This window comes from Bifidobacterium thermacidophilum subsp. thermacidophilum DSM 15837 (genome assembly GCF_000426425.1).
Lineage (GTDB): Bacteria > Actinomycetota > Actinomycetes > Actinomycetales > Bifidobacteriaceae > Bifidobacterium > Bifidobacterium thermacidophilum.
Map to the genome: position 1 here is coordinate 85,072 of NZ_AUFI01000012.1, position 25,681 is coordinate 110,752.

Here is a 25,681-nt window from a genome sequence, read left to right on the forward strand (position 1 = left end):
CGCCCGGAATGTCGCGGGACGGCATACCAACACCATCTTATCGGACACGCATGAAGACTACGGGCGTCCACAGCCGTTCCCGGGCTATGCTGGAACAGGAACCGGTTTCGGAGTGCTGCGATACCGGGCCAAGGAGGACGAAGATGACCACACAAGACCACCCGGACGATACACGGCGGGCTTTGGCTGCCGGCATCGCGCATGATGTGCCGCGCAACCGGCCGCAGCCCAACGGCAACGCCGCAATGAACCACGATTTGGCCCCGGACGGCACCGAAAAACACAGTGCGAAAATCGGCATCGCCGTCATCGCGGCGCTATTGGCGAATGTAATGGTCGCGGTCGTGAAATTCGTGGTGTTCATGGTCACGCATTCGGCTTCGATGCTCTCCGAAAGCGTCCACAGCCTTGCCGATTCCGGCAACGAGCTCACGCTGATCATCGGCAATAAGCTGTCGCACCGGCCGCCGAGCCGCAAGCATCCGCTGGGCTGGTCGCGGGCGCGGTATCTCGCCTCGTTCATCGTTGCAGTTTCCCTGTTCGCCATCGGTGGCGTGTATTCGGCGAGCGAATCCATCGCGAAAATCCGCGAAGTCGTCTCCGGCGGACCGCAAGCCCATGCCGTGGATGCACATAATATGGCCATTGTGCTGGTCGTGACATTGATTTGCGCGGCGATTGAAGGGTGGAGTCTGCACAACGGCATCAAGGAGGCGAAGGAGCGCTTCGAGGAGACGCATGACCCGGGTCCGTTCAGCCTCATCAAGTTCTGGAAGGGTACGAAATCCAGTGATTTGGCGGTTGTGCTTGCCGAAGACACGCTTGCCGTGGTCGGTCTCGCCTTCGCGTTCCTCGGGTCGCTGCTCGCGATTCTTACCGGCGACGAGATCTGGGATGCCATCGGCGGCACAAGCATTGGCGTCCTGCTGATCGTGGGCGCGTTGCTGTTGGGTGCGCAGGTGTCGTCGCTGCTGATTGGCGAAGGCGCGAGCGACCACACGTACCGTGTGATCACCCAGGTGCTGGCGGAGAATCCCGATGTCGAACGGGTGCTTGCCGATCCCGCGGCCATGCACTTGTCCGAGAAGCGCATCCTCGTGCTGCTCAAGGTGCAGTTCCGCAACGAGACCGAACTGGATGATGCCGCCGCAATCAACCGGCTCGAGGAGCAGCTGCGGGCGGCGATTCCGTATTACACGCTGGACATTGTAGTGGAGCCGGACACGTATGACCCGGTCAAGGCTGCGAAGGCCGAGGACTGGGTGGACTGAGCCGGGCGGGAGTTTATACCGTCGGCGGCGGTGATTTGCAAACGTCCCGGTGCCGCGTGGGAGTTTATCGTATTATTGCGAATTCGCCGGTAAACTCCCATCGGGCTGATTTCATGGGTCGCGCAATATCAACGATGTCGTTGGGAGAATATCCCGGAATCGCCGTTCTCGCCGAATTCTCCCGGGAGGTTATTGCGCTTGAGACGAATCGGGGATGTTCTCCCGCAAGCGACTGAATATGACGTCATATCAAGCCTCCAAATCCCACTTGAATCCCTCTTGAATCCTCCCGAATCCGCATGTTTCCCCACGGTGAAAATCCGGAATGAACCTCGCCGCGGGAAGTTGGATGAAGTGAAAGGTCAAGGTCAGGAGCCCGGGAGGGTTCCAGGCGCGGGTCCACGAAACCGGCCGGCGGCATCTGGGTGCCGACGCGACCGGCTGCCAAGCCGCGCTGTCTCTAAACATGAAGGAGTACCGATTATGGCTATGTTTCCGGCTTTGATGAATGACACGATGTTCTCTAATCTGTTCGACGACCCGTTCTTCGCGGGTTGGCGTGACGCGGCTGATGAAGGCCGTCAGCTTGCCGCCGCACAGTCGGGCAGCCTGATGAACACGGATGTGCGCGAGACCGATCACGGCTATGAGGTCGCGATGGATATGCCGGGCTTCAACAAGGACGACATCAACGTCGAGCTCAAGGACGGGTATCTGACCGTCTCCGCGCATCGCAATGATTCCAAGGAAGACAAGGACAAGGAAGGCAAGTGGTTGCGTCGCGAACGCTACGCCGGCACTTGCAGCCGCACCTTCTATGTCGGCGACGACATGAAGGAATCCGATATCCACGCCTCGTACAAGGATGGCACGCTGCATCTGCAGATGCCGAAGCAGGAGGCCAAGGCGCAGGTCGAGCAGGCTCATCGCATCGCGATTGAGGGCTGACGGCCAGTGCACGTCGGTTGATGCTATGTGCGGTACGCGTTCGCCGGTCGCGTGAGTCAATGGTGATTGTGCGCGATGGCAAGTGTTCACGTCGCCCGCTGCTACGTTGCCTACGCTGACTGATAGCGGGTGGCGACACATAGCCTAGACCTGATGATGGGGACGGAGGTTTCGAGCCTCCGCCCCCATCATTGCGTTTGGGGGAGTCGTGGGCGATGCGTCCGGGTTATGGCCAGGTATCAGCCGTTGTTGTATCTCAGGTCTTGCATGCGCCGTGGGTGGGTTGTTACCATGGAGTAAGCCGCGGCGGTAAGCGGTTTGGCGGGGCGGTTGGACCTGGCCAACGTACCGGTGAGCAAGAAAGGAGCCTTGACATGTCTCGTATGATGATGCGTTCCATCGAAGGAATCTGCTGCATGTGTCATGTTGCCGGCCCCCGGATTGCCATGACGGTCGAAGGGTTCGTCATCCGGTAAATATCGCGGCGGGCGAAATCACGCAATAATACCGGCCGGGTCGTTATTGATTCTCCGGTTTGTGGCAGATGCAGTGATTCGATGTGCCCGAATTCGTGTGAAGCAACAGGGCAACTGACGCTATATCCAACAGGAGGTGACAATTATGGAATATCAGACAAGCAGCCAAGAAGCGGGAACGACGGTGACGTGGGAGCGCAGAATCTGGGAGCGGCGGCTGCGAGCGAACGCGGAATGGCAGCGACGTCAGCAGGGCCGTCGCGTACAGGCCCGTCGCTTGTCCGGCGCTGCCGGGTATCTGCCCGCCGTGTGACTGTCAGGTCTCACGGCAGGTGGGTTGGGTGGTTGAGCGTGGGCGTCTGCTGGGTATCCGTCTGCGGCGCGACTGCTCACGTACATTGCAGACAGATACCGAGGCAGCAAGCACCCGTCGCCCTGGCCGCCGCCCGATTGCGTGTCGCTCCTACTGCCTCCGCCGGTGTGCGGCGATGGCACTCAACAAGCCCGCTGCTGCAACCCCAATCGCCCCCGCGACTTTCGGCCGGCGCAGCTGATTGCGCACGGTCGCGGCATCGGCGGCGCCGTAATCACCAAGGAACACCCGCAGCTTGTCGTGCACGGCACCGCCACCAAGTTCACCCCATGTAATCATGCGTGTGTGGTAGGCGGAGGGATTATCTTCGCGGAAAGTCAGCAGCCGCACCCCGCGCAAATCAGCATCGGGACCGTAGCTGGCGAATCCGCAGGTCGGTGCGTAACCCAAGTCAAGCCCGCCTGCGTGCCCGACGTACGCGTTCTTGTGGTCGTGCCCGGCGAACAGCGCGAAATACCCGCCCGCGTGTCTCATCGCGGTGACTTCGCCGACATTGATATCCGCGCAGTTCACGGATTCGCCGAGCACGGAACCTGGTTGGCACACCGTCTCATCGAGCAGGAAGCACCGCCCGGAGAACGCCCGCGTTCCCTCGACGGCGTTCATCGTCCACCACGGCACTTCGCGCAGGCAATCGTAGAACTCCTGCGTCGGAATGTGCTGGAAGGCGATGGCGGGAACGGGCGCACCATCACCGTTGCGGGCGCTCAATTCGTGTTCAGCATCGGCCAGCCAGTCAATCGCGGCGGCGGACGGTACGCCATACCCGTCACAATCCACAAGATCGAGTCCGCGCCCCTGCGCAACCGGATGCGCCCCGGAACTGACCGGGCCAGTGGACGGCACCGCCCGCGAGGCGTCCCCATCAAGCGCATAATCGCCGGAATTGACCATCATCACACCCATGGCGATGCGCTCGCCGGCGCTCGAAAGCACCGGAAGCGCGAACGTACCGGGCTCCAACGCAAGCGGGCCGCTGCCGGCGACCGGGTTGAGGCATCCGTCGATCTCGCGGTACAGGTCGTCCTGTTCGTCCACGTCGATGCCGCATTGGAAATCATGGTTGCCGTAGGTGGCGGCGAACGGTACGCCGTGGGCGGCGATCGGCCCGAGGAACTGCGAGAATGTCGATCTGACATTCTGCCGTGTGCGGTTCATGAGTTCGGTTTCGTCCGGTGCAGGCAGGTTGTTGCGCCGGCATTGTTCCCGCTGTGATGGCACATGTTCGAGCGCGGCTTCCAGACGGCTGACGATGCGCACGTTGTCGCCGGGTCTGTCGCCGCGGCGGGAAATGAAGGTGTCGATGTATGCGGGGTCGTACCCGCGGATCTGGTCGCCGGTGAGCACGACCAGGTCCGGGTCGGCCTGTCGCACGGCGTCGCCGATCAATTGCAAGGTGTCTTCGCTGACTTGCGGACCGTCCTGGATGTCGGAGATTTGCAGGATACGGAACGTGCCGTCGTCGCGGAATCGAAGCGTCATGCATCCCACTCTACGGCGGTATGCGCCGGTGCTGGCGCCGGTTCAACGCGCGGCATCCGATTATTCACCTGCAATACACGTGGTGTTCCCACGGCTGGGCCATGAAATGGTCGGATGCGCGTCAACCCGCCGCCAAAACGTTGCCGTTCCACTGGTCCCATGGTCATATCCCGAAATCCGGCGGCAGAATATGAATGCCTCCCGGTAGGATGAAACCAATCCGTGTTACGCGGAGGTAAACGCGCAGCACGGCACCCATCGACACGGTACACCGCGCACGAAACGATGCCGTGGTTTGCGGCACAACCAAGATAAGGAGGAGTGATGGGTCAGGATCAATCATCAGTATTTGATCTCGCGGCAGTCGCCGCAGCGTCCAACGGAGGGAACAACGACCCGCTGCTGCCTCCGGCGCGATTCATCGGCGGTCCGCAGAAGCCGAGCAATATGCCCTACAACAAGTACGTCGCCTACGACAAGCAGGTGCCGTTCGAGTTCCCTGAACGCACGTGGCCGAACAAGAAGCTGCGCCGCGCCCCGCGCTGGTGCTCCGTCGATTTGCGCGACGGCAACCAGGCACTGGTCAACCCGATGGATTCCGAGCGCAAGTTGCGCTTCTGGAATCTGTTGATTTCCATGGGCTTCAAGGAGATCGAGGTCGGCTTCCCGAGCGCTTCGGAAACCGACTACGATTTCATCCGCATGCTGATCGAACGCGAGCTCATCCCCGACGACGTGACCATCATCGTGCTCACCCAGGCGCGCGAGCACCTGATCCGCAAGACGTACGAATGCCTGCGCGGCGCCAAGCGCGCGGCCGTGCACTTCTACAATTCCGTCTCCGTGCTGCAGCGCGAGGTCGTCTTCCGCAAAGACAAGGAAGGCATCAAGAAGCTCGCCACGGACGCCGCCACGCTGTGCAAGCAGCTCGAAGGCGAAGCCAAGGGCACGGACCTCTACTATGAGTATTCCCCGGAGTCCTTCACCGGCACCGAACCGGATTACGCGGTCGAGGTGTGCAACGCGGTGATCGACGTGATTAAGCCGACACCAGACCATCGCATGATCATCAACCTGCCGGCGACGGTCGAGATGACCACGCCGAACGTGTTCGCGGACGAGGTTGAGTACGTATCGAACCACCTCAAGGACCGCGAATCCATCGTGCTGTCCCTGCACCCGCACAACGACGAGGGCATGGGCGTTGCCGCCACCGAGCTGGCCGTGCTGGCCGGCGCCGACCGCGTGGAAGGCTGCCTGCTGGGCAACGGCGAACGTACCGGCAATGTGGATCTGGTCACGCTCGGGCTCAACATGCTCACCCAGGGCATTGATCCGCAGATTGATTACTCCAACGTGCCGGAAATCCGCAAGACCGTTGAATACTGCAACCAGCTGAAGATTTCCGAGCGTCACCCGTACGCGGGCAACTTTGTGTTCACCGCATTCTCCGGATCTCATCAGGACGCCATCAAGAAGGGCCTGGAAGCTCGTCAGGTGGCGGCCGAGCGTGCCGGTGCCGACCTCGACAAGTTCGTGTGGCTCGTGCCGTACCTGCCGATCGACCCGAAGGACATCGGCCGCAGCTACGAGGCGATTATCCGCGTCAACTCCCAGTCCGGCAAGGGCGGCATGGCCTACCTGCTCAAGACGAACCACAATCTCGACCTGCCCAAGCGCCTGCAGATCGAGTTCGAGAAGGTCGTGCAGGCCTACGCGGACGCAACCAAGCGCGAAGTCAAGGACGAGGACATCTGGCGCCTGTTCAAGGACGAGTACCTGCCGGTCGAGGAATCCGGCGCCACCGCGGCTGGGGTCGTGGTCGGCGACAGCAAGGACGAGACCCTCGAGCAGTGGGGCCGTCTGAAACTGCTGAAGGTGTCCGTCTCCTCCGGCGAGGATGGTTCCGACACCGTGCTCAAGGCCAGGATTCTCGACCGCGGCGTGAACGTTGGTGTCGACGAGCCGGTGGAGCGTGAGGTCTCCGGCATCGGCAACGGTCCGATCGCCGCCTTCCTCAACGCCGTGAGCAACTTTGGCATCGAGGCTTCGGTGATGGATTACGTGGAGCACACCATGTCCGTCGGCACCGATGCCATGGCCGCTTCCTATGTGGAATGCCAGATCGGCGAGGAAGACAACACGAGCATCGTGTGGGGCGTCGGCATCGATACCTCCATCGTCACCAGCTCGCTGAAGGCCATCATCTCGGCCATCAACCGTTCCGAGCGCTGATTGCACTGATTGCACGGACGCGTTGAGCAAACGGTGCCGCATATGATTCGAGGGGCTTCCTGGGTAACCGGGAAGCCCCTCGTCGTTGTCATGTGCCATGCGATGCGCCCGCTCACAAGTGCGACAAGCGCGTTCCATGATGCTTCCTCTCCGCGGATGAAGGGTGTCGCAATGCCGCCACACCAAGTTGTACAACGATGTAAAACACGGTATAGTACATCGTTGTAAAACCTGTATCTGCTTACTGAAGGATCTTCCATGTCGGCCAATTATTCCCTGCTGTGCTATACACGCGAAGCCACCGGACGCGAAGAGGCGAACAACGAGGACATCGCCTACAGCATGCATTTGGCGCTACGTTCCGGCGATGACGCCGAGTGGCGGCCGCTGAACGAAAACTATGGCATCTTCTTCGCGGCCGGGGTGCCGATCGCCGCCGCGACCGCGGAGTCCCGCCGTGCGTGCACGGCCGCGGCGCGCTTCGCCGCCGACCCGTTCGACGCGCCTCGCCCCGCCACCGACGCCGTCGCCCATGGCGTGGTCATGCCCGGTATGGATATCACGCTGAAATCGCTGAAGAATCCGTTCCTGTTCCGTCTCGCGGACGGACGATTCGCCATCGCCGCGACCCGTACCGCCCGCGGCGGTGAACCGGACGGTTCCGAACGGTCGGCATTCCTGCTCGCCATCAGCGATGATCTGACGGCGTTCGACCAGCGGGGGCTGGTGCTGTTGCGCACCACCGGCGGGGTCAATCGCCCGTCCGTCTCTTTCGACGCCGCGGACGCGTGCTACGTCGTCTCCTGGACCGGTGACGATGGCAAGGCACGCACCGCGCGGACGGCCGATATCGTAGCCGCCGCCGGTTCGGGCAGGTCACTTGGTGGCGTGGAATCGGCGTCGTCGCAGCCGTTGCGTCAGACCGGGGATTGCGGCATTCCGAACGCCGTCGTCGGCAACAGCATCGCCATCAGTGAGCCGGAGGCCGAGCGTCTGATGGAGCGCTTCGGCCGCATCCGCAATACCGGAACGTCCGTGCCTGCCCAGCGAATCGATGCGGGCCTGCATGGTGAGGATGCCCGGAATGCAGTCATGGCCTTGGCCGCGACCCGTGCGGAGCTGGCCTACAGCGACGGCTCGCAGGCCGCACGCGCGGTGGATTGGAACATGGCCCAGCTTGAGGCCATCGCCCAGGAGGCCTCCGAGGGAACGCTCAAGGCCGGCCAGACCCGTACCGTCGAAGGTGTGATCCGCCAGAGCGTCTATCCGGTGCCGTTCGCGGTGGAGCGCGCCGACCCGTCGGTGTTCGCGTGGAAGCTCAATGGCAAGCCGATGTTCATGTTCATCGCCACCGATGACACCGACGGCAATTGCGTGGACCCGAACGACGGCAGAACCCATATGCCGCTGCGCATCGCCGACTCCATCGAAGCGCTTTCCGACGCCGCGGGTGGACGGGCCAAGGAGATCGATCTGCTCGCATGCGGCGATCTCAATAGCGAAGATCGTCCGATGACCGGCTGCTTCTGGGCTCCGGAACTGCATGTGATCGGCGGCAAGCTGTCGGTCCTGTTCATGCCCTGCTTCGATGGGCCGCGCGTCAATCCCGACGGCACCCCCAACGATCGTGCCGGCAAACCGGACATGTGGACCGGCAGCTGCCACATCATGCAGCTCAAGCAGCATTCCGACGGCACGGATTTTGATCCGCGCGAGCCGGAGAACTGGACGGTGCCCGAGCCCATCCTCGACCCGGATGGCGAGACGCTCAATCCGATCCAGCGCATTTCGCTTGACATGACCGTGCTGTGCGATTCGGGCCGCTGGTACTACGCATGGCAGCAGGTCGGCAGCATCTGGATCGCCAGCTTTGACCCGGCTCGTCCGGCGAGGCTCACCAGCAAGCCGAAGCAGATCGTCGTGCCGGAATTCGCATGGGACAACATGATCGCCGAAGGACCGAACGCCATCGTGCATGACGGAACGATTTTCCTGATCTACTCGGGCTCGCTGGTCGGCATCGACTACACGACCGGCCTGGTCACCGCCCCGGCCGGACAGGGAGCCGATCTCACCGACGCCAGCGTATGGACGAAGCTCGATTACCCGCTGCAGAAGTCCGGCGTATACAACGGGCGGTGGCAGCTTGGCACCGGTCACGGCATGTGGTCGCATGACGAGGACGGCAACCTCATCTACGTGTTCCACAACGCCGAATACGAGCACGGCCGCTATGGTGGCCGCGACGCCCAGGTGCGCCGCGTGCATTGGTCCAAGGAGGGCATGCCCATTCTGGATATGCAAACGGCGGAGGAGCTCGACCCCGACTATGCTGGTGTAACGATGGAGGTTGGTTTCTTCGATGCCGACTGAGTCCGCTGAATGACAAAAGGGGTGTATATGCCGAAGCGAACAGGGGGAAACGGCGAGCATGTCGTGACCATGCGTGAGGTGGCCAAGGCGGCCGGAGTGTCGATCAAAACCGTCTCCAACGTGATCAACGACTACGAATTCGTCTCGCAGGCCACGCGCGACAAGGTCAACAAAGCCATCGCGGAACTGGGATACACGGTGAACGTGTCGGCACGCAACCTGCGCCGAGGGCAGACCGGCATCATCGGCTTGGCCATTCCCGATCTGCAGATGCCGTATTTCGCGCAGCTGTCATCGCTGGTCATCGAAGAAGCGAAGAAAGTCGGTCTGCGCGTGATCGTGGAGCCGACGCAATATTCGCGCGATGGCGAGTTGGAAGCGCTGCACGGGTCCCAGCAGACGATGATCGACGGCCTGATCTACAGCCCATTGGAGCTTGGGCAGGATGACGTCGAGCAGCTGAAGGTCGATTATCCGCTTGTGCTGGTTGGCGAACGCATCTTCACCGACCAGGTGGATCACATCGCCACCGAGAACGTGGAAGGCGCGAAGCGGGCCACGCAGTATCTGCTGACGACCGGTTGCCGCCGCGTGGCCGTGGTCGGTGTGCACCCGGGGGAGAAAGTCGGTTCCGCCGCGCTGCGCTACCAAGGGTATCTTGAGGCACTGGAGGAGGCCGGCGTCGAATTCGACGATCGGCTGGTCGTCGAATCGGGCATGTGGCATCGTAGTGACGGCGTGAGGGCCATGAACGCGTTGTTGGATTCCGGCGTCGAAGTCGATGGCGTCGTCGCGCTGAACGACATGCTGGCTTCCGGCGTGATGCACGCGATTCAGATGCACGGCTTGCACATTCCCGACGACATCTCCGTGGTTGGTTTCGACAATTCCGACGATTCACAGTACCTGTCGCCGGCGCTGACGTCGATCGCGCCGGGACTTGAGGCGGTAGCCCGTCTGTCGCTTAAGGTGCTCAAGGAGCGTATCGACGGCCGTGACCCGAATGCCGACAAACCGGGGGAGAAGGTCTTCCGCAAGGTCGCATCATCGCTGGTCGTGCGCCAATCCACCAAACTCCCCATCGATTCCCTCGTCCTCTGAGCTTTCGCTTGCCTTCCGGCAAGTTTCTCCCAGCGTGCGTACCCATTGAGTCGGCTCTTCCCCCAAGGTGCCGCCGCCGGGCATGGGCGCTCGGCCGTAAGCTTGGCCGAACGGCCTTGAGTGTGTCGAGCACCCATGACCGACGGCGGCACCGACATTGGCATGAATGGCGCAAACGATGGACGCCCATGCCCAGCGGCAGCACCGCATCCAAGCATCTTCCGACAATGACGCGCCCAAGTTGTTACAACGATGTAAGAATGATATATTCAACGTTGTAAATACTGGAACAACGGATTGAGAAGGACTAAACATGGTTGTTTACAACAATCCGATCGTGCTTCAGCGCGCAGACCCCTGGGTGCTCAAGGTTGACGGCGAGTATTATTTCACCGCCTCCGATCCGGAATACAACTGCATCGCCATCCGGCACGCGTCGAGCATCAACGATCTGCAGAAGGCTCCGGAGACGGTGGTGTGGCGCAAGCACGAATCCGGCCCGGCAAGCATCTACATCTGGGCCCCCGAACTACACCGCATCAATGGCGCGTGGTATATCTACTTCGCAGGCGCCGCAACGGATTTCGAAGCATCCGGCCTGCCGACGCACCGCATGTTCGTGCTGGAGAACACCGACGACGATCCAACTTCCGACAACTGGGTGGAGAAGGGCCAGATCATCACCCCGATCGACTCCTTCGCACTTGACGCCACCACCGAGGTGATCGATGGCGTGCAGTACTTGGTATGGGCGCAGAAGGATCCCGCCATCGAAGGCAACTCCAATCTGTATATCGCCAAGATGGCCAATCCGTGGACGCTGGGCAGCGAGCCCGTCATGCTGACCAAGCCGGAGTACGACTGGGAATGCATCGACTTCCTGGTCAACGAAGGACCGGCCTTCCTGTTCCATGAGAACAAGATCTACATCACGTATTCCGCCTCCGGCACCGGAGTTCCGTACGCCGTGGGGTTGTTGACCGCCGAGCGCGGCAGCGATCTGCTGGACAAGGCCTCCTGGGCCAAGAGCCCGGTGCCGGTGTTCAAGACCTGCGCCGAGAACGGCCAGTATGGCCCGGGCCACAATTCGTTCACCAAGTCCGAGGACGGCACCGAGGACCTGATGATCTACCACTGCCGCAACTACACGGAAATCAAGGGCGATCCGCTGTTCGACCCGAACCGCCACGCGCGCGTCGGTGTGGTCAAGTGGACCGCCGACGGTCCGGATTTCGGCGTGCCGGAACCTGATAATCTGTGGACCCCCACTACCACGGACGTGTTGCCCGCTGATGGTGGCCCGCTTGCGGGAACTCCGGCCGTAGGCCACTGAGGGGCGTGGCCGGAGGGGTTACCCCGTCTATAACCCCATCCATAAAGCTGGCTGTTGTCGTCGGCGTGTTACCGTTTGTACAACGATGAAAATAGCTGTATAATCAAAATTACAACGTTGCAAATGAGCAGGGAGGCTCAATCGAAAAGGATTCTTCCCATTCGGATTGCAACGAGGAGCAGTCCAGCGATGGTCCGTTGAGGAAAAGGAAGGAAACAATGTCTACATCCAGGCATCTTACCGGGTTGCGGCGCTTTGCCAAGGCTGCCGTAGCCGTGTGTGCGTCACTTGGACTTGTGCTTGCCGCCGGAGGCTGTGGTGCCTCTTCGGGTGAAAGCAAGACCATTTACTTCTGGAACAATCTGGTGGGCGATGACGGTCCTGCAATGCAGCGCATCGTCAAGGAATACAACGCCCAGAGCGATTACAAGGTCGTTTTCCAGCCGATGAACGGCGGCGATCTGACCACGAAGATCTATTCCGTGATGCAGACCGGCAAGAACATCCCCGACATCATCATCGGCGACCAGTTCCAGACCGCCGTTCTGCAGTCCCAAGGTCTGCTCGACACCATGGACGATTGGCAGAAGGTCGCCCCGGACCTCAAGGAGAGCAGCTTCCTGCCCGCCACTTGGAAGGGCGTCACCGTCAATGGCAAGGCCTACGGCATTCCGCTGTATCTGTACCAGATGGCCATCTACTACAACAAGGACCTGGTCAAGAAGTACAACCTGCAGTACATCCTCGACGACGGGTTCGTCACCATCGACGAGATCAAGGACCTCAAGGGCAAGCTACCCAAGGGCACCTATGCGCTGACTTACGGCAATCTGCCGTGGGCCTTCATGTCCCTGCTGTACGGCGCGGGCGGCACGCTTGAGAACGATATGGACGACCTGACCAAGGACGTGTGGCGCAAGCCCATGGAGAAGCTCAAGGAAGCGTACGACGCCGGTGTGATCGCTCCGATGGACGTCGACGGCGAGCAGGCGTTCGGTTCCGGCAAGGCCGTGTTCGCGCAGCTTGGCACGTGGGCGCAGGGCAATATGTCCAACACCTTGGGCGCCGACAAGATCGCGGAAGCCAACACCCTGCAGTACAGCGCCGACAATCCGGTGAACTTCTTCTACCAGTGCAACTGGATGCAGTTGAAGGATCCGCACCGCTCCGCGGCGAAATCCGCAGCCGCCGCCGACTTCGTCAAGTACGTGTACGAGCACTGGATGGATTGGTCTGAGGTCGGTTCCATCTCGCCGGCATACCGCGATCTGAACAACCCGAAGTACCAGAAGCTGATCCAGGCGTCCTTCACCAACAGCAAGAAGGAACGCGACTACATCAAGACCTCCAACTACCTCTACGGAGGCTATGCGACCGCTGGTTGGGGCACATACAACGACATCGTCTACGGCAATGTTGGTCTTGAAGAAGGTCTGAAGACCCTCGACCTCATGGCCCAGGGCCAAATCGAGATTCAGGAGGAATCGTGATGAGCAAGACATCTACGATCGGATCCGCAAAATCATCCATGAAGCGCAAGAACTCCATCTGGCACGCGCTGCCGTACATCGCTCCGCACTTCATCATCTTCGCCGTCTTCGGCATCATCCCGATTATCTTCGGCATTGGACTGGCGTTCACCCGCTGGAACATGGTCGGTGCGCCGAAGTTCGTCGGCCTGCAGAACTTCGCGAAGATCTTCGACCCCAGCACCTATTTCTACTCGATCTTCTGGCGTGATCTCGGCCACACTCTGCTCTTCGTGATGGTCAGCGTGCCGCTGACCATCATCGTGCCGCTGCTGCTCGCCGTGGCGCTCAGCAAGAAGGGACTCAAGGGCGCTGGTCTGTTCCAGGCGATCTTCTACATCCCAGGTCTGATCTCCATCGCCGCCGGTGCACTGGTCTGGCGTATGGTCTTCAACTCCCAGTTCGGTTTGCTGAACACCACCTTCCACACCGACATCAACTGGCTCGGCAAGAACCCGTACGCATGGATCACCATCTTCGTACTCGTGCTGTGGGCCGGTATCGGCGGCAACCTCGTCATCTACCGTTCCGCGCTCTCCGGCGTGGACGAGAGCCTCTACGAAGCCGCGAAGGTCGACGGAGCCGGTCCGGTCAGGATCTTCTTCTCCATCACCCTGCCGGAAATCAAGCTGCCGTTGTTCTACACCACCATCATGACCACCACGGGCGCCTTCAACGTGTGGGGCCAGCCGGTCATGCTGACCAACGGCGGACCGAACTACCAGACCCAGGTGCTGCTGATGGATATCAGGAACCTCGCGTTCCCCGCCGGCCCTGCGGCCGCCGGCATGGCTTCCGCAATGGCATTGCTACTGGGCATCATCCTGATGGCCATCGCCGCGATCCAGCTGATCTTCATGAATAAGGAGGACTGAAGATGTCCGCTGCAACCACAGTCAATGTCGCAAGCGCGGCAATTCCTGAAAACAAAACCAAAAAGGTCTCCCCGTCGCTGATCGCCGTCTATGTGGTGCTCGTCGTGCTGGCAGTCGTCTGGCTGCTTCCGGTGATCTACACCGTGACGACTTCGTTCAAGTCGGTGGCCGAATTCACCTCCAACGCGTTCAACTTCCTGCCCGCGAAGTGGGTGCTTGACAACTACATGACGCTGATCGAGGCATCCGCCAGCTACCCGGTCCTGAACTGGCTGGGCAACTCGCTGATTATCTCGACCGTGTTCGCAGTGCTGTCCGTGTGCATCGTCGCGCTCGCAGGCTTCGGCTATTCCCGTCTGAACTTCAAGTACCGCGATACGCTGTTCTTCGTCCTGCTGCTCATCTCGATGTTCCCTGCCGTGGTCAACATGATCCCGCAGTACCGCATCATCGCCTCCCTCGGCTGGGTCAACACCTACTGGGCCTGCATCATCCCTGGCCTGGGCAACGTGGCGAACATCTTCCTGGTGCGCAACTTCATGAAGGGCATCCCGAAGGAACTGGACGAGGCGGCCGAAATCGACGGCGCCACTGATTTCCAGATCTTCACCCGCATCATGCTGCCGGCCATCCGCCCGATTCTGATCGTCATCTTCCTGTTCAGCTTCACCGGCGCTTGGAACGACTTCCTGTGGCCGACCTTGGTGTTCAACGACATCAACAAGATGCCGGTCACCGCTGGTCTGCAGCTGCTGAGCAACCAGATGGGCCAGTACAACCAGATGGGCTCCCTGATGGCGGCCACCTGCATGGCCATCATCCCGACCCTGCTGCTGTTCCTGCTCGCGCAGAAGTACTTCCTGCAGTCCCTGAACATCACCTCCGGCCTCAAGGGCTGATACCGGCCGAGTGAGATAATGCACAGGTCCGTCCCCAAACGGACGGGCCTGTGATTTTATCTTTCCCGAGCTGCGCATCGCACATCGGATGAGGCCACACCACGGAAAGGACCGATATGAATCCGCAAGGCAACACCATGCAGCCGCCGGCACCATTGGCTCGCAAGGCGGAACGAGTGCTGATGACCATCGCCGCCGCCTACAACGTGATCATGGCGTCCATCACACTGTTCATGTTCACCAGCTGGTTCAAAGGCCAAGCCTACGATCTGCTGGAACATAACGGTTTGCTGAAAACGGACTATTCCGCGGTGGACAACGCCTCGACGGTGGTGGGCATCTACGCGCTGCTGGTGCTGATTATCGGCATCGTCAGCTTCATCATGTCCATGCGGTGTCTCGCTCCCGGCACCACCAGCCGGTGGGTGATCATCTGGCTGGCAATCGTGGTGGTCTTCTCCCTGGGCACGATGGACCTCATCGGCCTTGCACTGTATTCCATCACCTTGGTCATCTATCTGGCCCGCAACAAGGCCATCGCGGCGCAGCAGGATGCGATCCGCACATGGGCCCGCACGCATCAGGGCTAATCCTCCTTCCCGAAGAAAGCTGTCGCTCTCGTGGCGGCGGCTTTCTTCGTATCCGCGCATGTTGACGCGGTACGTTATCGAACACGCAATTCACTTATCCAATTCATTCATTCACAACCACAAGGTGGGACCATGACCGACACAACCGACGACTACGGTTACCTGCTCGTCCACTTCATCGAGGATCCGGACGGCTACGCCGAGAAGATTTACATGGATATATCCGACGGTGACAATCCGCACTGTTGGGTGCCGCTCAACGATGGAAAGCCTGTGCTGGCTTCGCCGCTCGGTACCACAGGCGTGCGCGATCCGCATATCATCCGCAATCCCGACACCGGCACGTGGTATATCATCGCCACCGATCTGCGTGTGTTCGGAGGCGACGGCGGCGGTTGGTACGAGTGGAGCCACCACGCCAGCACGAATCTCATCATCTGGGAATCCGACGATCTGCTCCATTGGAGTGAGCCGCGCATGCTCGACGTGTCCCGCAAGCCGGACGGCTCCCATCTGGAGCTTGGTATGGCTTGGGCATGCGAATGCCTCTGGGTGCCGGACTACTATCCGCAAGGCCATCACGGTGGTCGCGGCGCATTCGTCATGTACTGGTCCAGCACCGTGTTCAATGATGCGGACAAGGCTCACGACGACAAGAACGTCTACTGCACCGTGCTGTGGGGCGCCACCACCGATTTCACGCAGGACACATTCGAATATGGTGGCGTGTTCATCGACAACCACGGTGACGCCATCGACACCACGATGATCCAACGTCCGTTGCCGGACGGCAGTGTACGCACGTACCGCATCACCAAAGACAATGCGCATGGCACCGGCATCTGGATGGACCGCACCGACGCGAAGCGCTGGTGGGAGCCGGGGACGGTCTGGACCAAGGTGCAGGACCGGATTGGCGCAGGCTACGTGCCGGACGGCAACCCCGGCGGCGTGGAAGGTCCTGCGGTGTTCGCCAACCACCACAACAACGGTGGACCGGACGACGAATGGTACTTGTTCGTGGACGTGATTCCGTCGATCGGATACCGTCCGATGGTCAGCCGCGATCTCGATCAGGGCTGGATGCCGTTGCAGGCGGACGATTACTTCCTCACCGCGCATACGAAGCACGGTGGCGTCGCCTCGCTGACGCGCGCCGAATACGACCGTCTCGCCCGGTATGTGCATGTGTTCTGACGAACGACGCTGACGACCGTGCGCCCGCGTGTGCACGCGGCAAAACCAAGGGGGCTTCCCGGAATAACCGGGAAGCCCCCTTTGCGTGTTCGCTGACCGCGACGGCAATCGCAGTCAGCGACTGCTATTGCTGCGATGTATCGCCATTGGCGACGTTATTACCGGGATTATCGCCACTGGTTCCTCCGCCATTGCCACCGTTGGTGTCGTTACCGTCGCCGTTAGCGGGATTATCGCCACTATTACCGCCGTCGCCACCGCCCTGACCGGTATTCTGCGTTTCCTCGGTCTGATTCGGCGTGGTCTGTTGGGTGTTCTCCTCGGTGCGCGGAGTCACGGTGGTCTGCTGCTTTCTAGTCCAGGTCTTCTGCGCGCCGGTGCCCCACGTACCGTCCGGTCCGCCGACCTTGCCGTTATCGGTGGCGTCGGGGAACGTTTCGTTCGGAGTGTCGGCAAGCGCCTGCTTCATGAATTCGGTGAACAGATGCACCGGATACTCCGAATGCGTGTACCCGTTGAAATCGGGGATTTCCTGCGGATTTCCGTTCGCGTCCGGATACCACATGGCCCAGGTGCTGATCAATTGCGGCGTGTACCCGACGAAGGAGGCCGCGTACGCATCGTTTGCGGTACCGGTCTTGCCGGCGATGGTGTGTCCGATGGACCGTGCCTCCTTGCCGGTGCCGTACTGTACGGTGCCTTCCATCGCTTTGATAACCAGGGCGCAGTCGTTCTCTTCGAATACGCGCTCGTCGCCGGTTTTCGTGGAGTACAGCTCCTTGTTGTCGGAGCTGAGGACTTTGGACACGCAATGCAATGTGTGCTTGACCCCGCCGGTGGCGATGGTCGCGTGGGCTTGCGTGAGTTCCTTGACGGTCACCGAGTTGATGCCGAGCACGTTGTACGGCGATGTTTCGTCGATATCGCTCGTGATACCCGCGGAATGCGCGATTTCCGCGGTTTTCTGCGGTGTGAGTTTCTCATTGAGGTTCATGAACGCCGTGTTGATGGAGTAGGCGGTCGCCTTGTACAGGTTCACATATCCGTAGCTGACGTTGCCGGAGTTGGCCACCGAACTGACCAGACCTTTGAAGGTTTGCGGCGAGTTGCCGTTGAACATTGTGTCGAGACTGACGCCGGCCTGTGCGGCTCCGAGCAGAGCGAAGGGTTTCATCGTCGAGCCCGGCTCATAGGTGGCCTGCGTGGCGTTATTGAGTTGGTGGGTCAGATAATCGGCGCCGCCGTAAATCGATTTGATGCTGCCGTCGCGCGGGTCCGCCGCCAGTGCGCCGATCTGCATCCCATCGGGCATGCCGGACGCCCGGTTGTTTCCTACGGATTGCATCTCGTTCTGCAAAGTTTGATCGAAAGTTGTCACAATCTTGTATCCGCCGGTTTCCAGCTCATCCTTGGTGAATGCCCTGGAATTGACCAGCTCCTGTTCGACCATGGTCAGTAGGTAGCCTTTGAACCCTTGATAGGTGTTTTCCGTGGTTTGGGCGACGGTTTGCGGCATAGCGGCCTCCGCGGCCTGCGCCGAGGTGATGTATCCGTCCTCCTTCATGATGCGGATCACGCGGTTGAATCGCGAAGTCGCTTGTTTGGGGCTGATCGCCGGGTCCCAAGTGCTCGGCGCGGGGATGATGCCGGCGAGCATCGCGGCTTCAGACACGGTCAGATCTTTCGCGTCCTTGTTGAAGTACGCTTTCGCTGCGGCCTGGATGCCGTACGCGCCGCGTCCGAGGTAAATCGTGTTCATATAGTTGCACAGCACGGTGTCCTTGGACTGGGTCTGTGCGATTTTGATGGCGAGGATCGCCTCGCGCAACTTGCCTTTGTATGTGGTCGTTTCGCCCAGATAATACCGTTCCGCGTACTGTTGGGTGATGGTCGACCCGCCCTGCCGCGACCCGGTGCGCAGATTGGTGATCAGAGCTCGGGTGATACCGTGCAAATCAATGCCTTTGTCTTGATAGAAGGTGCGGTTCTCCGAGGCGACGATGGCTTGCCCAACGTATTTCGGCAGCGTCGAGCAGTCGATGATTTCGCGGTTCTGAGCGGCGTAGCTGCCGATCGGCGTGGTGCCGTCGGAATAGTAGACGGTGGTTTTCGCGGCCATGGCGACTTTTTCTGGCTGCGGGATCTCCGTGGTCACATACAGGTACGCGAACGCGCCCACGGCGACCGCGATGAATGTGAGAATCAAGCCAAGCGTCCATTTGAGTATCAGATGACGGCCTTTGACGCGTGTTTTCGGGCCTTTGCCCTCGGCGCGGTGGGTTCCCGGCCCGCTGTGGCGTGTTGCCGCGACTCGGCGCGATGATGAGGAACGGCTGTTGCGCTGGCTGTGCGAGCCGTGTGCGCGATGGGAGCCGTGTTGGGAGGCGCGTGTGCCGCTTGAGCTGTATGATGCCGAGGTTGACGCCCGTTGTGAGCTGCTGGAATCGTATGCGTCGCTCCCGGCGCTGCGCGTGGATGATGCGCTGCGCGCGCTGCGTGGGCGTGATGAAGCACTACGTTTCTGTGAAGCCATGGTTGCAACCGTAGCCGGAGCACCTGAAAAACCGCTCCTTGTGACCGGAATTCTTACAAACTTGAGACTCGCCGGCGATGTTTGCCGGTTGGGGAAGAGCGCGTATCGCTTGCGTTGGTGTCTTGCCGACGATTATTGGTTCAGGCCGGGGCGCGGACGGATGAACCGGGACGGAACCAAAGCTGTGTGCAAGCCGCCGCTACCCGCGCCCGCGTCCATGCCGCCTAGGCCTTCTAAAAACCATCAATGAGCACAGATTTGTCTGTACAAGGTGGGCAGGTGGAGCATGTCCACCCCGATTGGCGATGTTTCTTCCTGATTTCGTGTGTGATTCTCCAAACGAAACGGTATGCTTGAAGTTTGGAATAACGCAACGCTTAGTTAAGAGGAGTCCAAATGAGCATTCGCGTGGCAATCGCTGGCGTGGGCAACTGCGCCTCGTCTCTCGTTCAAGGCGTCGAATATTACAAGGATGCCAAGGACGATGAGAAGATCCCCGGCATCATGCACAATGTGTTCGGTGGCTATCGCATCAAGGACATCGAGTTTGTCGCGGCGTTCGACGTTGATGCTGCCAAGGTCGGCAAAGACCTCAACGAGGCAATCTTCGCCAGCATGAACAACACGTACCAGTTCTGCAAGGACATGCCGGTCTCCGGTGTCACCGTGCAGCGCGGCCCGACCGGTGACGGCCTCGGTGAGTACTACCGTCAGGTCATCACCGAATCCGACGCCGAGCCCGTGGACGTTGCCCAGGTGCTGCGCGACACCAAGGCCGACATCCTCATCAGCTACCTGCCGGTCGGTTCCGAGCAGGCTGACAAGGCTTACGCCCAGGCCGCCATCGATGCCGGCTGCGCGTTCGTGAACTGCCTGCCGGTGTTCATCGCCTCCGACCCGGAGTGGGCTGACAAGTTCCGCAAGGCCGGTCTGCCGATCGTCGGCGACGATATCAAGAGCCAGGTTGGCGCGACCATTACGCACCGTGTGCTCGCCCGCCTGTTCGAGGACCGTGGCGTGCGCCTCGACCGCACGTACCAGCTCAATGTCGGCGGCGACATGGACTTCATGAACATGCTTGAGCGCAAGCGTCTGGAATCCAAGAAGATTTCCAAGACCCGCGCAGTCACCTCCATCGTTCCTCACGAGATGGATCCGCACAACGTGCACATCGGCCCGTCCGACTATGTCGCGTGGCTTGAGGACCGCAAGTTCGCGTTCGTGCGCCTTGAGGGCACCACCTTCGGCGATGTTCCGCTGAATCTCGAGTACAAGCTCGAGGTGTGGGATTCCCCGAACTCCGCTGGTGTGGTCATCGACGCGCTGCGCGCCGCCAAGATTGCGCTCGACCGCCATCTGGCCGGCCCGGTGCTGTCCGCTTCCGCGTATTTCATGAAGTCCCCGGCCGTTCAGCATGAGGACAGCGAGGCGAAGGCCCTCGTCGAGAAGTTCATCACCGGCGAATCCGAGGCCAATGAGGCCCAGCTTGACGCCGATGTCGCGGCTGCGAAGGCCGCTGGCAAGGACGTGTGGCACGCCTGATTGGGGCGTTGCGTGTCTGGCGACAGATGATTGTTGATATTTGCCGCCAGATGCCGTGATTACCCGTTATTGATAACCGTCTGCCGACGCTGAGAGATTTTTCGGCGCAGGCAGACGGTTTTTCATTGCGGTGGTGGTTGGCCGGGGCGGTATCTGGCTGTGGTGTGATTGTCTGGTTGCATGGCTGGGGGGTTGCGGGTGCGAAAGGGGCAACCATCAAGGTATCTGCCCGCGGTGCGACTGCCATGTCGCACCGCGGGGCGGTTGGGTTGGTTTGATGGTGTGGTATGGGCCATATCGCCCGCCTATCGACCTGTGATGCGCCCAGCCTGTCACATCGGGACGCGATACGTGTCCGCTGAGGACGCATGGCATGATACGCGAACGCCGGCATGGAATCAGCAATCCCATGCCGGCGTTTCGGCGTTCCAGTGCGATCCGATGCGATCGCCATCGCCTCGGTCTCAGCCGAGCAGCGGTGCCACCTGTTCCTCGTATGCGGTGAGCGCGGTGTCGATCACGTTGTGCATGTCGTAGTACTTGTACGTACCCAGACGGCCGCCGAACACGACCTTCGGCTCCTGCGCGGCCTTGGCAGCATACTGCTCGTACAGCGCCTTGTCTTCCGCGGTGTTGACCGGGTAGTACGGCTCATCCTCGCGGGTGGCGAAGCGGCTGTACTCCTCCCAAACCACCGTCTTGTCGGGGTTCTGGGAATCCTTGCGTTCGGGGTTGAAGTTCTTGAACTCGATGGCGCGGGTGTACGGCACGTCGGAATCCGCGAAGTTCATGACCGGGCAGCCGAAATGGTCGCCCTCATCGTAGCGGACTTCCTTGAAGTCGACGGTACGCCACTTGAGATCGCCGAGCTCGTAATCGAAGTACCGGTCGACCGGGCCGGTGTAGACGACCGGCACTTTGCCGACGAGCGCCTTCTTGTTCAGCGGCTGGGATTCGTCGAAGAAATCGGTGTTCAGGGTCACGTGGATACGCGGATCGTCAATCATGCGCTCCATCCACGCCGTGTAACCGTCCTTGGGCAGGCCCTCCCAAGTGTCGTGGAAGTAGCGGTTGTCATAGTTGAAACGCACGGGCAGACGCTTGATGATGCCTGCCGGCAGCTCGCTCGGATCGGTCTGCCACTGCTTGGCCGTGTAGTTCTTGATGAACGCCTCATACAGCGGGCGGCCGATGAGCGAGATGCCCTTGTCGTTGAGGTTGGCCGGGTCGGTGCCGGCGAGTTCGCCCGCCTGCTCGGCGATCAGCGCCTTGGCTTCGGCCGGCGTGTAGTGCGCGTGGAAGAACTGGTTGATGGTGCCGAGGTTGATCGGCAGCGGGAACACCTCGCCGTTATGCGTGGTGTACACGCGGTGGACGTAGTTGGTGAACTCGGTGAAACGGTTCACGTATTCCCAGACGTGCGGGTTGGAGGTGTGGAACAGGTGGGCGCCGTATTTGTGGATTTCGGCGCCCGTCTCCTTGTCCATGTATGAGTAGGCGTTTCCGCCGATATGGTCGCGCACGTCGATGATTTCCACTTTCGCGCCGTGCTTCTCGACCGCCTGCTGCGCCACGGTCAGGCCGAACAAGCCTGCGCCGACGATTACCAGATCCGCGTCCATATTTACCTTTCTGTTCTTCGGAACCGCTGCCAGCGCCCAGATGACGCCATCTGCGGCTTCCCGTCCCCGCGCGGGAACCATTGGGATTCAGTCTAGTCCCATGTATGCCTATCGCCGGATTCTCGCGGAACGGTTTTCGAGGTTTTCACCGAATCCGGATCGTATACCGAATACAGGAAAGCCCGGCGGCGGAACGGATTGAGATGCCGTGCCGCCGGGCTGTGCGCTAGGCAGTCGAATCAGGCGAAAATCGTCTTGAACAGGAACGCGCCCAGAATCGCGCCCAGAATCGGCGCAACCACCGGAATCCAGGCTTCACCCCAACGGGAGCCGCCCTTGTGCGGAATCGGCAGCAGCTGATGCAGCAGGCGCGGCATCAGATCGCGGGCAGGGTTGAGGCCGGGGCCGGTCGGGCCGCCCATCGAGGTGACCAGACCCCACACGATGAAACCGACCACGATGGACGCTGCCGCCGGATCCTTCTGGCCCCACGGCATGGACAGGCAGCACAGCGCGCCAATCACCAGCATGAAGGTGCCGAAGAACTCGTTGAGGAAGTAGTTCACGCGGTCGTTCTCGGCGTCGGTGGTGCAGAAGGTGCCGAGGATCGCGTCAGCGTCCTCGGTGTCGCGGTAGTGCGGGTAGTAGGTGACGTAGACGATGAGCTGGCCGACGATCGCACCCAGCAGCTGGGCGATGATGTACGGCAGCACCTCGTTCCATGGGAACATGCCGTTGACGGCCTGGGCGAGGGTCATGGCCGGGTTGATGTGGGCGCCGGAGACAGCGCCGAACATGAGTACCGGGAACATGACGCCGAAGCCGTAGCCCATGGCGATGTTCAGCCAGCCGGCATGATGGCCCTTGGTGTTCTTGAGTTCGACATTGGCGACGGAGCCGTTGCCGAACACCATAAGGATGGCGGTGCCGACGAATTCGGCGGCCAGTTTGACGAAAAGTGAGTAAGTCACTGCTCTGCTTCTCTCTCGTTTTTGTGTCTTGTGTTCTCTGGTTTTTGCGCTTGCGCGACGAAACGAATGGATTCGCGTGCCAAGGCGCCTGTGCCTCCATTGGCCGCACGGCCCTCAACGCGTGGAGCTGGTGGTCATCGCGCTGCCGGCTTCGGGCATGATTGGCCCGTGGCGGGGTTCGCGGATGGATGCGCCGGACGTCGGCGCGAGTGCCAGTGTAGCGGGAACCATGGTCTTGGCTGCCTGATGCGAGATTTTTCGCAGACCGGTCAGAAAACGACACGCCGGAGCGGCGCATGAGTTGCGTTCGGAACAGAGACGAGTATAGTAATCACTTGGTTCGAGAAATCGATTAACCAACTTGCCCCTTTAGCTCAGTTGGTTAGAGCAGCTGACTCTTAATCAGCGTGTCCGGGGTTCGAATCCCCGAGGGGGCACTTTCAACCGCAGCCAAAGCTGCGGTTTTTTGTTTCTCGCTCCCAATCTATGTGATGCTGGCGCGCATGGTAGGCTGATGCCAGGGTTAAATGACAAAATGTGTGTTTTATTCCGGCGTGTCGTGGTGGTGTCATCGGGTTCTGCCTGCCCAGCCTTTCCTGATGCCGAATCCTGACTCGTAGGCGTCGACGCCGGGTGTGGCCTCTTGAATGCTGCCGGCGGGCAGGCCGGTGCTCGCGGTGGGCGGCTTGCCGGTTTCGCCGGGTGTCGTGGTGATGAACGTCCCGGGGTCGGGGTCGTGCGTCTTCATGTACAGGACCCATTCGCATACGCGTTTCATGTGTTCCTCCGTCAGACCGCGGTGGGCGTCGAGGACGCGTTTGATATCGGCGTTGACGCCGCCCTCGAGACGGTTGGTGGTGGACGGGACGACGCCCGCGGCGGCGGGCTCGCAGAACGCGAACAGCGTACCGTCGCGTTGCAGGCGGATGAACCGGTAGTAAGCGCGTCTCAACCGGGCGTGGGTCCACCACCATGTGCATCCGGCCCGGGCTTTGGGGTTGCCGGGGTCGTCGCGTGCGGTGGTGCGTTGGCCGATGACGTCCGCGTAGCGGGTATGCCAGTCGTCGGGCAGGCTGAGCCAGGCCGCGGCGGCGTCGGCGTCGCGGACCTTCACGAGTTTCCGCGCGAGCCTGAGCAGGTCCTTGCCCGCGTCGGTACGTGGCCTGCAGGTGAGGTCCGTGCGGGTGTTGCGCAGCACGTGCACGAGGCACCGTTGGATCCTCGTGTCTTTCCACGTGTCGGCGGCGGCCGCGGCGCATCCGGCGCCCCCGTCGGTGACGAGCATGCGCGGGGCGGGCAGCCCGGAGAACAGCCGGGTGTATGCCGCGCGGCTTTCCGTGTCGCACCATTGGAACGCGGCGGGCGTCCCGTCCGCGGCGTCGATCGCGACGAGCAGGCACCACCCGTACGGCACGTACGTGCCGTCTGCCTCGACGGCGTGGCAGGGCGATGCCGGTCGCGGTATCTCGGGCCTGACATGCCAGCACCATTGGATGCGGCGGATGAACGTGCGCGGCGACACCCCGAGCATCGTGGCGGCCTGGGCGAGCGTCGTCCGGCCGGTAGCCCAGGCAAGGAACGCTTGGAATTCGGCTTTTCCCCGCGCGTTGCCGCCGTCGCCCGTGCTGCTCGCGCGGCATCGCAGGCACCGCCACCGCTGCCTGCCCGACGATGTCGTCCCGTTCTTGCGCATCGGCTTGCCGCATATCGTGCATAGTCTCGCCTTGGATGATTTTCTTCTGCCCATCCGTCAAGCACAGCAGGAACACGTTTTCCGGAAAAGTCAAGTCGGGACGCCGATAATGCCCCGGACACAAAATCACCCCGCGACACGCCTTACGGCAGTAAGGATAAGTGGCAGAATAAAACACACATTTTGTCATTTAACCCTGATGATGCTTGCAGATTGTGGCCAGGATTTTGTCACGGATCCCAACTTTCTTGCACTGGCTTGCGAAGACGCGGAAGTTTGGCATATAGGAACCAAAGTTATTGCTTTAGACTTCTCGTTCAGGTGTTGAAGACGGGCATGTGCAGGTCTGTCCATTCGATTGAGGTGCCGGGTTCCGGGGCGTCTCCGCCGGGGGTTTCGTCTGTTTCGGCGTGGGCGGGTGGTGTCGTGTCATCCGGTATGGCGAAGCGGTAGGGGTCCGGCTTGGCGCTCTTCATGTAGCATGCCCATTCGCACGCGAGGACGCGGTGTCGTCCGGGAAGGCCGCGGTGATTGACGAGCATGCGTTTGATCGGCGCGTTGATTCCGCCCTCGAGGCGGTTGGTGGTGCACGGAACGGGGCCGGCGGATGCGAGTGCGGGATCGAGGAATGCGAACAG

18 protein-coding genes, 1 tRNA gene and 1 pseudogene are annotated in these 25,681 nt (G+C 60.9%); 14 read left to right on the forward strand and 6 right to left on the reverse strand.

Features of this window, described 5'->3' with window-relative positions; genetic code table 11:
* Positions 1-143 precede the first annotated feature (143 nt).
* The 3 genes from K315_RS0108110 (at position 144) to K315_RS10475 (ending at position 3,008) form a co-directional block, all read left to right on the forward strand.
* Positions 144-1,271, forward strand: a complete 1,128-nt coding sequence (locus tag K315_RS0108110) for a cation diffusion facilitator family transporter (RefSeq protein ID WP_029576999.1) — start codon at positions 144-146, stop codon at positions 1,269-1,271.
* A gap of 483 nt (positions 1,272-1,754) precedes the next feature.
* The gene (locus tag K315_RS0108115) at positions 1,755-2,219 is read left to right on the forward strand and encodes an Hsp20/alpha crystallin family protein (RefSeq protein WP_029577000.1); all 465 of its coding nucleotides are present in this window, start codon (positions 1,755-1,757) and stop codon (positions 2,217-2,219) included.
* Positions 2,220-2,840: 621 nt separating this feature from the next.
* Complete coding sequence (locus tag K315_RS10475) at positions 2,841-3,008, forward strand: hypothetical protein (RefSeq protein ID WP_155804625.1); 168 nt, start codon at positions 2,841-2,843, stop codon at positions 3,006-3,008.
* 150 nt (positions 3,009-3,158) lie between these two features.
* Here K315_RS10475 and K315_RS0108130 read toward each other — a convergent pair whose 3' ends face one another.
* A complete protein-coding gene (locus tag K315_RS0108130; RefSeq protein ID WP_029577001.1) occupies positions 3,159-4,550 on the reverse strand; it encodes a metallophosphoesterase family protein in 1,392 nt (463 codons plus the stop codon).
* 324 nt (positions 4,551-4,874) lie between these two features.
* On the opposite strand from K315_RS0108130, the gene leuA reads away from it, so the two are divergent.
* The 9 genes from leuA to K315_RS0108175 all read left to right on the forward strand — a co-directional run bounded on the left by leuA (position 4,875) and on the right by K315_RS0108175 (position 16,682).
* Complete coding sequence (gene leuA, locus K315_RS0108135) at positions 4,875-6,785, forward strand: 2-isopropylmalate synthase (RefSeq protein WP_029577002.1); 1,911 nt, start codon at positions 4,875-4,877, stop codon at positions 6,783-6,785.
* Positions 6,786-7,043: 258 nt separating this feature from the next.
* Positions 7,044-9,158: a family 43 glycosylhydrolase gene (locus K315_RS0108140; RefSeq protein WP_029577003.1), complete on the forward strand. Its 2,115-nt coding sequence runs from the start codon at positions 7,044-7,046 to the stop codon at positions 9,156-9,158.
* A gap of 27 nt (positions 9,159-9,185) precedes the next feature.
* A complete protein-coding gene (locus tag K315_RS0108145; RefSeq protein ID WP_029577004.1) occupies positions 9,186-10,259 on the forward strand; it encodes a LacI family DNA-binding transcriptional regulator in 1,074 nt (357 codons plus the stop codon).
* 313 nt (positions 10,260-10,572) lie between these two features.
* Positions 10,573-11,592, forward strand: coding sequence for a glycoside hydrolase family 43 protein (locus K315_RS0108150; protein ID WP_029577005.1), 1,020 nt, complete (start codon positions 10,573-10,575; stop codon positions 11,590-11,592).
* 218 nt (positions 11,593-11,810) lie between these two features.
* Complete coding sequence (locus K315_RS0108155) at positions 11,811-13,082, forward strand: ABC transporter substrate-binding protein (RefSeq protein WP_029577006.1); 1,272 nt, start codon at positions 11,811-11,813, stop codon at positions 13,080-13,082.
* A complete protein-coding gene (locus tag K315_RS0108160; RefSeq protein WP_238556373.1) occupies positions 13,082-13,996 on the forward strand; it encodes a carbohydrate ABC transporter permease in 915 nt (304 codons plus the stop codon). The genes K315_RS0108155 and K315_RS0108160 overlap by 1 nt, the downstream gene beginning before the upstream one ends.
* Before the next feature lie 2 nt (positions 13,997-13,998).
* Positions 13,999-14,895: a carbohydrate ABC transporter permease gene (locus tag K315_RS0108165; protein WP_029577008.1), complete on the forward strand. Its 897-nt coding sequence runs from the start codon at positions 13,999-14,001 to the stop codon at positions 14,893-14,895.
* Positions 14,896-15,011: 116 nt separating this feature from the next.
* Positions 15,012-15,485, forward strand: coding sequence for a hypothetical protein (locus K315_RS0108170; protein WP_029577009.1), 474 nt, complete (start codon positions 15,012-15,014; stop codon positions 15,483-15,485).
* A gap of 132 nt (positions 15,486-15,617) precedes the next feature.
* A complete protein-coding gene (locus tag K315_RS0108175; RefSeq protein WP_029577010.1) occupies positions 15,618-16,682 on the forward strand; it encodes a glycoside hydrolase family 43 protein in 1,065 nt (354 codons plus the stop codon).
* A gap of 124 nt (positions 16,683-16,806) precedes the next feature.
* Here K315_RS0108175 and K315_RS0108180 read toward each other — a convergent pair whose 3' ends face one another.
* The gene (locus K315_RS0108180; RefSeq protein WP_029577011.1) at positions 16,807-19,215 is read right to left on the reverse strand and encodes a transglycosylase domain-containing protein; all 2,409 of its coding nucleotides are present in this window, start codon (positions 19,213-19,215) and stop codon (positions 16,807-16,809) included.
* Between the two features lie 396 nt (positions 19,216-19,611).
* Here K315_RS0108180 and K315_RS0108185 point away from each other — a divergent pair, with 396 nt between their 5' ends.
* Positions 19,612-20,757, forward strand: a complete 1,146-nt coding sequence (locus tag K315_RS0108185) for an inositol-3-phosphate synthase (RefSeq protein ID WP_026503347.1) — start codon at positions 19,612-19,614, stop codon at positions 20,755-20,757.
* A gap of 464 nt (positions 20,758-21,221) precedes the next feature.
* On the opposite strand, the gene glf is transcribed toward K315_RS0108185, so the two are convergent.
* Both glf and K315_RS0108195 read right to left on the reverse strand, forming a co-directional pair.
* On the reverse strand, positions 21,222-22,379 hold the full coding sequence (gene glf, locus K315_RS0108190; RefSeq protein ID WP_029577012.1) for a UDP-galactopyranose mutase: 1,158 nt from the start codon (positions 22,377-22,379) through the stop codon (positions 21,222-21,224).
* 239 nt (positions 22,380-22,618) lie between these two features.
* Entirely contained in the window at positions 22,619-23,350 is a 732-nt protein-coding gene (locus tag K315_RS0108195; RefSeq protein WP_029577013.1) for an MIP/aquaporin family protein, read from the reverse strand.
* Between the two features lie 363 nt (positions 23,351-23,713).
* Here K315_RS0108195 and K315_RS0108200 point away from each other — a divergent pair.
* Positions 23,714-23,787, forward strand: a tRNA-Lys gene (locus tag K315_RS0108200).
* 131 nt (positions 23,788-23,918) lie between these two features.
* Here K315_RS0108200 and K315_RS10480 read toward each other — a convergent pair.
* Positions 23,919-25,097 carry an IS1249 family transposase gene (locus K315_RS10480; protein ID WP_152571452.1) on the reverse strand — a complete coding sequence of 393 codons (1,179 nt, stop codon included), beginning with the start codon at positions 25,095-25,097 and terminating at the stop codon, positions 23,919-23,921.
* A 395-nt stretch (positions 25,098-25,492) separates the two neighbouring features.
* A pseudogene (locus K315_RS10965) lies at positions 25,493-25,681 on the reverse strand (hypothetical protein); the annotation flags it as partial.